Annotated in this window: 8 protein-coding genes; 3 read left to right on the plus strand and 5 right to left on the minus strand. The window is 69.2% G+C overall.

Annotated elements, in window-relative coordinates:
• Nucleotides 1-60: 60 nt before the first annotated feature.
• The 5 genes from VP06_RS17395 to VP06_RS17415 form a co-directional block, all read right to left on the minus strand.
• A complete protein-coding gene (locus tag VP06_RS17395; protein ID WP_048465038.1) occupies nucleotides 61-1506 on the minus strand; it encodes a pilus assembly protein TadG-related protein in 1446 nt (481 codons plus the stop codon).
• On the minus strand, nucleotides 1491-2222 hold the full coding sequence (locus VP06_RS17400; protein WP_048465039.1) for a TadE/TadG family type IV pilus assembly protein: 732 nt from the start codon (nucleotides 2220-2222) through the stop codon (nucleotides 1491-1493). The genes VP06_RS17395 and VP06_RS17400 overlap by 16 nt, the downstream gene beginning before the upstream one ends.
• The gene (locus tag VP06_RS17405) at nucleotides 2222-2767 is read right to left on the minus strand and encodes a TadE/TadG family type IV pilus assembly protein (RefSeq protein ID WP_048465040.1); all 546 of its coding nucleotides are present in this window, start codon (nucleotides 2765-2767) and stop codon (nucleotides 2222-2224) included. The genes VP06_RS17400 and VP06_RS17405 overlap by 1 nt, the downstream gene beginning before the upstream one ends.
• Before the next feature lie 237 nt (nucleotides 2768-3004).
• Nucleotides 3005-3937 carry a hypothetical protein gene (locus VP06_RS17410; RefSeq protein WP_048465041.1) on the minus strand — a complete coding sequence of 311 codons (933 nt, stop codon included), beginning with the start codon at nucleotides 3935-3937 and terminating at the stop codon, nucleotides 3005-3007.
• Entirely contained in the window at nucleotides 3909-6350 is a 2442-nt protein-coding gene (locus VP06_RS17415; protein WP_048465051.1) for a YfhO family protein, read from the minus strand. The genes VP06_RS17410 and VP06_RS17415 overlap by 29 nt, the downstream gene beginning before the upstream one ends.
• 164 nt (nucleotides 6351-6514) lie before the next feature.
• On the opposite strand from VP06_RS17415, the gene VP06_RS17420 reads away from it, so the two are divergent.
• The 3 genes from VP06_RS17420 to VP06_RS17430 form a co-directional block, all read left to right on the plus strand.
• The gene (locus tag VP06_RS17420) at nucleotides 6515-7078 is read left to right on the plus strand and encodes a nitroreductase family protein (protein ID WP_048465042.1); all 564 of its coding nucleotides are present in this window, start codon (nucleotides 6515-6517) and stop codon (nucleotides 7076-7078) included.
• 112 nt (nucleotides 7079-7190) lie between these two features.
• Nucleotides 7191-7817, plus strand: coding sequence for a flavin reductase family protein (locus VP06_RS17425; protein WP_048465052.1), 627 nt, complete (start codon nucleotides 7191-7193; stop codon nucleotides 7815-7817).
• A 254-nt stretch (nucleotides 7818-8071) separates the two neighbouring features.
• Nucleotides 8072-8408, plus strand: a 337-nt coding sequence (locus VP06_RS17430; RefSeq protein ID WP_156295657.1) for a transglycosylase SLT domain-containing protein, incomplete at its 3' end; no start/stop codon positions are given.

The raw sequence follows: 8408 nt of genomic DNA on the forward strand, positions 1-8408 counted from the left end.
GCGATCCGGGACAGCGCGCCTCCCGTCCCCGCGTGGGAGACGGGGCCCGCGCGGTTGGCCTCACTGAATCAGCCGAGCGACCCTGAGCGCCTGATCGAACATCGCGTTCAGCGCGGCCGTGATGTCCGCCGGCGCATTGGCGGTGCGGAAGTAACCCGGCGAGGCGCAGGCCTGGAGCGGCGTCGCCAGCGTCGGGCTGAAGCCGTTCACCCGGTTGTTCTCCCACGCGATGCCGCCGCCCTTATCGACGAAGCTGATCTGGTTATAGGGAATGTAGAGGATCGAGATCGTCGCGCCGGCGGATTTCAGCGCGTCGCAGTTCTTGGGGTCGATCTGCGACGGCTGCGAGCCGTCCCACCAGGCGTTGCCATAGCCCGCGAACTTCGACGGGTTTCCCGGATAGGCGTACTTGCCGTTGCTCGACGTGTAATAGTGCTGCCCGTTCTGCATCCCGTCGGTGACCAGGAACACGAAGGGCCTGCGGTTCGTGCTGGTGGACCCGTCCCCGAAGCCGTTCAGGCCGACGATCCCCTTCATCTGCGGGAAGGCGACCTCGAAATGGGTGCCGCCCGCACCGGTGCCGGTTGTCGGATCGCCAGGGGAGTAGAGCTGCGTCGTGCCGGTATCGAGCAGGTTGGTGAAGGCGAGCGGCCAGTTGCTCGAGCATTGGGCCATCGTCTTCAAGGTGGTGAGGTCGCCGGAGAGTGCGGCGAGGGTCGCCAATTGGTTGATGAACGGATAGATGCCGATCCGGTACTGGTTCGACACCGCCTGGTTCGACGCCCGCTGGAGCAGGGCGCAGACGGCGTTGTTCACGGCGTCCGACCGCAGCTGGATCTTGCCGGCCGCCAGGCCCCAGCCGGCATAGCCCGGAAAGTGGCATGCGAACTGGCAGCCCTGCTGGTAGTCGGAATACATGTCGTTGTTGACGCTGGCGAGCTGGCTCATGCCCGCCGGGGTCGAGGGCAGGCCCATCGAGCCCGACACGTCGACCATCAGGTAGAAGTCGAGATAGCTCGGCAGATCGACCGACGCCGTGGCGGTGTTGGACACCGTGGTGGTCGGCACCAGGAAGAGCTTCGAGAAGCTGTTCTGGATCGTCGCCGTGTAGGTGATGGTGGCGGTGATCGTCTGACCGTTGATTTTCACGTCCGGCGTCTGGAGCGTCGGGGTGGCCAGGGGCACGTTGCCGGCATTGACGTTGAAGGTGTTGACCGCCTGCGTCTTGCCCGCCGCGATGGCGGCATCCCGGACCCCGCTCTGACCGGAGTTGTTGGCGACATACATCTTGGCGGTCACGACCGCGGCGAGCGCCGCCGCGTCCGCCGCCCGGTCGAGCCGTGACCGGTCGGTGACGGCGACGCCGTAATCGATCCCGAGCCCGATGAGGCCGACGATCGGGAGCAGGCAGAGCCCGAACAGCATGTTGATGCTGCCGTCACGGGACCGGAGCAGGCACGCCGCCGCCGCGGCGAACCGGGAGGTACAGTTCAGAAGCCGGGACATTTCGTGGCGATTCCGTCGTTGCCGTTCGTGTCGAAGTTGATGAGCGAGGCGTAGCGCGGCTGGACGTAAGCCGAGCGGGCGATCTGGATCGAAGGAAGGTAGCTGGCTCCGAAGGTCGGCTTGAACGTGAACATGACGTCGATCACGACCATCGAAGCCGGCCCGAACAGGGACCGCGGCAGCGTTGCCCGGTTCGGCGGCGCCGTGTTCGATGCCGCGATCTGCGGCACGACGCAGGGTCGGTAGGCCGGCCCGCCAGCCGGCTGGCTCGTGCCGCTGCTGGTCCAGACGACGTTGGCGACATAGCACGCCGAGAGGTCGCTGCTGTCGGTGCAGGTGTTCGAGATCTTCGTGAACTGGATGCTGGCATAGTTGATCGTGATGACTTGCCACCACTGCTTGCTCTGCCGCTTGCCCTCGGGCATCAGGTACGGGAACAGCACGAGGGCCGAGTCGAAGCTGAAGTGCAGGTCGCCGGCATTGACGGTGGCGACGGTCGTGCTGCCGTCACTGGGCGGCTTGGTCTGCGAGATCATCTGGCTGATCGACCGCACCACCAGTTCGACCTTGCGCACCGCGTTGATGTAGGCGACGACCTGGATCCCTCCGAGCATGATCGTCAGGAGGACCGGCAGCATCATGGCGAATTCGATCGCCGCGATGCCGTCCTCGGCCGAGCGGAAGCGCCGGATCCTGGCTGTGACGCCGGCTCGCATCAGTATTGCTCCACGCGGAAGGCGGCGGTGGAGATCATCAGGTAGGCCGGCTTGTCCTTGTAGGTCGCCGTCGCATCGAGCCAGGCGGTCATGAATTTCGGCAGGAAGGTGATCGGATAGATCACCTGCAAGTACTGGTAGTCGCCCTGGCTGCCGAGGGTGAACTGGCCGCTGCCGGGGGTCAGCGGCGGCAGCGCCAAGCCGCTCATGTCGGCTTTGACGTAGGTATAGTATCCCGAACCGCCCTGGTTCACCACGTACAGGTTGACGATCAGGTCGCCGCACGACATCGCCGCAGGCAGGTTGTCGCAGACCGCCTGGGTGAACGTCGCCAGCGTCGGCGGGGTTTGCTGCTGCTGGGCCTTGCCGGTCAGAACCTGTCGCGACGCCTTGTCGGTCGCGTAATCGAGTTTCTGGTTGAAGTATAGAATCTGGGCCACGATCATCGTGAACAGAAGGGCCGAGATGAACGCCAGGCCGACGAGAGCGAACTCGACGGTCGTCGATCCCTTTTCGTCGCGGAGGAGGCCAAGCATGTGTCGCATGCGGCCAACCTAGGGTCAGCGGGTTAAGATCGTGGTAATTCGAACGCCGAGATCCGGGCTCTTGATCCGGTCGCGCCCGGAGATGTTGCGCGAAGACTTAACCGCCGGTTAGTCCGCTCGCCCACGGCGAGGCCGGCCCCGCGGGGCCGTCGCCGACGGATGCCAACATGGATCCCCTCAAGGATCCTCCTCTCGGGGATCCTTACCTTAGGGATCCTTTCCTCAGGGGTCCTTTCCTCAAGGGTCCTTGGCGATCGCCTCGATGTCGCGGTCGACGCCGCTCTCGACTTTGAAATCCTGAGTGTAGACCTTGCCGTCGTGGCGGGCGATGAGCTGGTACTCGCCTTCGGCCAGGGTCACCTGCGGGAAGGCGCCGATCGCCTCGCGGATCGTGTCGCCGCCGGGGGTCAGCACGCTGAAGGCGGTGCCCGCGAAGGCTTCGGTGCCCGGGGCGGCGACGAGCTTCAGGGTGACGGTGGCGGCACGGTGGTTGAGGGTCGCGTCGGTGAGGCGGCCGTTCTCGACCTTCAGGTCGGCGCGCTGGATCGCGTTGGAATCGCCCCAGGTCGAGACGACGTGATAGGTGCCCTCGGGCAGCCGCACCACCTCGCCGGCCTTGACGCCGTCGCGGACGAGCCGCCCCTCCGGGTTGTTGCCGATCGGCACGAAGACCGCAAAGGCGAGCTGTCCCCCGGGGATCTTGGCCTCACCGACCGCACCGGAGAGGCGCAGGGCCCCGGCATTGACGGTGAGCTGGTCGCTCGCCGCGCCCGAGTTCAGGGTCACGCGCTTCGAGGTGCTGACGAAGCCGTAGGTGACGTTGGCGAGGTAGCTGCCGGGCGGCAGGCGGAAGGTCGGCTGCGCCTCCTCGGAGCGGGCCAGCACCACCGGCTTGCCGCCCTCCGGCCGGTCCTCGTAGATCCGCCAGGTGACGCCGCCGCGCAGGGGACGGGCTTCGCTGGTCAGCACCGCCCGCAGGGACAGGCTCGCCTCGGCGGGGGCCGATGCCGGAGGCGGCCCCTGCGTCACGCCTTGGGCGCCCACGCCCTGAGGAAGGCCGGCCGGTGCCATCCCGGGCGCTTGGGCCAGGGCAGGAGGTTGCGCCAGGGCGGGGCTTGCCGCGAGCGCCAGCGCCAGGGCCTTACCGAACCGCCGTCTCGCCCGCGTCATCGTCCCTCGCCAGCAATTCGCTCGCCGCCGCCACCAGGTTGTCGACCGAGAGCGGACGGAACTTGAACTCGACGACGTGCTTGCCCGCCGGCACCTCGACCCCGCGGAAGAGCAGGTTGGTGCGCAGGATCGGGCGGCGGGCACCGTCGACCCGGGCCTGCCAGCCCGGATAGAAGATGTCGTGCAGCACCAGCACGCTGTCGCGGTCGGTCTCGACCTCCACGGTGACGATATTGCGGCGATAGGCGAGGATCGTCGCCGTGCCCTTGGCAGCGGTCACCGGCGCCGCCGGGTCCTTGAGGCCGAACTCGCCGGTGATCTTCGGCACGCTGTCCTTGTCGACGAGGGCGGTGTCGTTGCCCTCGAAGTCCGGCAGTTCGTCCTGGTCGAGCACGCTCTCGGAATCGACCGGGACGAGGCGAGTCGCCAGATAGGCCCGGGGCTTGGCCGGATCGAGGCGGTAGATCCACATCTCGCCCGAGCCGTAGAGGAGCTTGGCGCCGGTGAGCTGCGGGAAGTGCTTCGGGAGCCGCTCGGCCGGGCGGTCGAGGACGAGGTATTCCAGGCCGAGCAGGCTCGCGAGCCGCGAGCGATAGCCGCGGAACAGCCCGGGGAACTGGCGCAGGTTCGGGTCGGCGGCGTTCTCGCCGGGGCCGATGGCCCGCTCGTAATCGGCCAGCCGCAACGGGTTGTAGCCGATCGTGTCCTCGAGCCCGAGCACCATCGAGGCGTTCTGCCAGGCGCCGCCGAGGCCCAGGATCTCGACCCGCGGATGCTCGCCCTTGGCGTGGCGGGCGTCCAGCTCGGCCTTGAGCAGCGTCAGGCCCTGGAGCTGCTCCGGCGGCAGTTTCTGGAACACCGCGTAGCGGCCGGCCGGCTCGGCGTTGAGGGAGTTGCCGGCATTGCGCCAGATCAGCTCGGCGCCCAGCACGGCCACCAGGCCGGCGGCGGCCAGCGCCCGGCGGCGGGGTGCCACCCGCAGCATCACCATCATGGCGGCGAGTGCGATGCCGGTGCCGATCAGCCCGTCGCGCAGCGCATCCGGCAGATGCTGGACCCGAGCGGCGTAGCGGTAGGAGACCCACAGAATCCCCGCCAGGATGGCGAGCGCCGCGCCCGGCAGGGCGAGGCGTGCGGCGCGCGCGACGCCCGCCGTGCCGGGGAACAGCCGGGGGGCACCCTCGGTGACGTAACGGTGGACGAGGTAGCCGGCGGTGAGCGCGAGCCCGATATTGATCAGGAAGGTGGCGTCGGCCGGCCGGCGGTAGAGATCGACCCCCGGGACATGGTCGAAGACCGGCGCGAAGAGCGGGGTGTAGCGCCCGAGCGCGTACAGGATGGCGGCGCCGAGCACGATGACGGGATAGCGGATCTCCCGGGCGGCGAGGCGCCCGCCCGCGATGCCGTGCCAGAGGATCAGCACGGCCGGCAGGGTCCCGGCGAAGAGGTAGTTCACCGCCCGGTCGGTCCAGGTATTGCCGTCCATCGATTTCCAGTCCGGACCCCAGTAATCGTAGGTCCAGCGCAGGGAGCCGAACACGTCGGCGAACAGCGCGGTGGCGAAGCTCGACGGTGGCAGCGAGCCCATGGCGGCCGTGCCGTAGCCGAAGGACGGCCGGGTCGAGGTCATCAGGAACTGCATGGTGAGGAGCGAGGGCACGGCCAGCAGCGCACCGCCCACCACCCCCATCACGGCGAGCATGCCGATCCGCGCGCGCAGATACGCCAGCGGCGCCGGGGCCGTCAGGATGGCATGGGCCGCGACGCCGATCAGGCTCAGGCCGCACAGGAAGGCGACCTGGTCGCGCCCCACCGTCATCACGGCAGCCACCACCGCGAAGGCGAGCCCGAAAGCGTAGGAGCGGCGCGCCAGCGCCTCCTCGAGCAGCCACCAGGCGAGCGGCACGAAGCCGTAGGAGATGATCATGCCGGTATGCTGGAGCCGGGCGGAGGCCGAGCCGCCGAGCACGAACACCATCGCGGCCGCCACTGCCCCGGCCGGATGCCAGCCCCGGCGGCGGAACAGCAGCAGCGTCGCCACCGCGCCGGGAAGCAGGTGGGCGAACACCACCGCGTCGAACAGCTCCATCGACGGGGACGGGTCCAGCCACGCGAAGAACAGCATGGTCGGGGTGAAGAGGAGCGATTGCGGATCCGCCACCGAGGGATGGCCGGCGAAGTGGTAGGGATTCCAGAGCGGCAATTCGCCGTTGGCAAGGGCGGCGCCGAGATAGCGCAGCATCGGATAGAAGTGGTTCTTCGAATCCCACGGCACCACCGCGCCGGCGAGCGGCCAGACCGCGGCGGCGGCGGCCCAGAACAGCATCACGGCGGCGAGCGCCAGCCAGAAGTCCCGGGAACTCCAGGCGTGGGCGGGTGATGCCGGGAAGAGGGGGGCGGGGGAGCGCGTCATGATGCGGTCGGCGTCCTCGGCACCGGCTCTCCCGGCGCAGGGCTTCTCGTCGCGCCCGGCCGTGGCCGTCCGGGGCGGAATGGTGCTTAAAGGGAGCATCGGGGCGCCAGCATGGCAGCCTGTCGTTCCGTCCGCCCGCTATAGCTCAAGCCACTGAAGCCGAGATGAACGCAACCCTCGACCTTCTCCGCACCCGCCGCTCGGTGCCGCCCGTGCAGCTTGCCGGTCCCGGCCCGTCCCCGGACGACCTGGACACGATCCTCGCCGCCGCCTCGCGGGTGCCGGATCACGGCAAGCTCGCGCCCTGGCGCTTCATCCTCATCGAGGGCGAGGGGCAGGCCCGCATCGGCCGCGTCGTGGCCGAGACCTACCGGGCCGACCATCCGGAGGCCGACGACAAGCGCCTCGCCCTCGAGGCCGGGCGCCTCGCCCTCGCGCCGCTGGTGATCGCCGTGGTGTCGCGGGCCGGCCCGCACGTGAAGATCCCCGACTGGGAGCAGGTGCTCTCGGCGGGCGCCGTGTGCATGACCCTGATCGTGGCCGCCAACGCGCTCGGCTTCCGCACGGCCTGGCTCACCGAGTGGATGGCCTATGACCGCCGGGTGCTGGACGCCCTCGGCCTCGATCCGGCCGAGCGCCTGGCGGGCTTCGTCCATATCGGCCGCGCCGGCGAGACGCCGCCCGACCGGCCGCGGCCGGCGCTCTCCGAGATCGTCACGCGCTACTGAGCGCGGGCAGGCTGGCGCCGGGCCCCGGGGATGCTCTAACTGGCAGCGGACGCTCCGCCTGGCGGATCGCCGCTTGCAGAGCATTCGCTTCCAGAGCATTCCGGGGCCGCCGATGCATTACGACGCCGAGACCCGCACCCTGCCGCACAACCCGTTCAAGGCCCTGGTGGCGCCGCGCCCGATCGGCTGGGTCAGCGCGCTGAGCGCCGCGGGCCAACTGAACCTCTCGCCCTACTCGTTCTTCAACGGGATCGGGGACAATCCCGAGATGGTGATGTTCTCCTCCTTCGGCCGCAAGGACGCGCTGACCTTCGCGGAGGAGGGGGGCGAGTTCGTGTGCAGCCTCGCCACCTTCGACACCCGGGAGGGCATGAACCTGTCCTCGGCGCCGCTGCCGCGGGGCGAGAGCGAGTTCGACTTCGCCCATCTCGCCACCGCCCCGTCGCGCAAGGTGCGCCCGCCGCGCGTGGCCGACGCGCCGGCGGCCCTCGAATGCCGATGGCTCCAGACCATCCCGCTCGTGCCGGCCGGCGGAGGCGAGGCGGCGTACTTCATGGTGATCGGCCAGGTGGTGTCGATGTATATCGACGACCGCTTCGTGACGCCGGAGGGCCGGGTCGATACCGGGGCGATGCGGCCGATCATGCGCGGCGGCTATTTCGACTACTTCACGGTCGAATCCGAGAACCGCTTCGAGATGCGCCGCCCGGCGGGCGGGGGCGACGCGCCGAAGCGGTGACGGGGAGCGTCGCGCCACCGGGGTGGCGCGGGGCCGCACACGACGTCTCGCGCGTGAGCGGGGCGGGTCACCAGCGTGTTCGACGGCGGACGGGATTGCGAGACCCTGTCTCGCGAGCCCGAGGACAGGGCCTCGGCGGCGCGCGGGACGCCCTCGCCTTGGCCGCCTTCAACCTTCCTTTACCATAACGCCAGCATCCTGTGGACCGAGAGAGAGCCGGTCCGCGCGTCGCGGTGCCGCTCCACCGGGCCGCCATGTTCCTGTTCAGCAGCACGCCGTCGCAAGGGACTGCCAGCCAAGGGGTCAATGCCCAGGCGACCGGCCGCGCCGCCTCGGGCAACCCGGTGATCGACGCGATCCGCCAGGGCGCCGAGAAGACCGGTGCCGCCTTCGACTACCTGCTCTCGACCGCGCAACGCGAATCGAGCCTCAACCCGAGCGCCAAGGCCGGGTCCTCCTCCGCCACCGGCCTGTTCCAGTTCATCGAGCAGACCTGGCTCGGGGTGATGAAGCAGGACGGCCCAGAGCTCGGCCTCGGCTCCTATGCCGACGCGATCACCGCCCGCTCGTCGGGCGGCTACACGGTGAGCG

Origin of the sequence: Methylobacterium aquaticum, assembly GCF_001043915.1 — a bacterium.
GTDB classification, from domain to species: Bacteria; Pseudomonadota; Alphaproteobacteria; order Rhizobiales; family Beijerinckiaceae; genus Methylobacterium; species Methylobacterium aquaticum.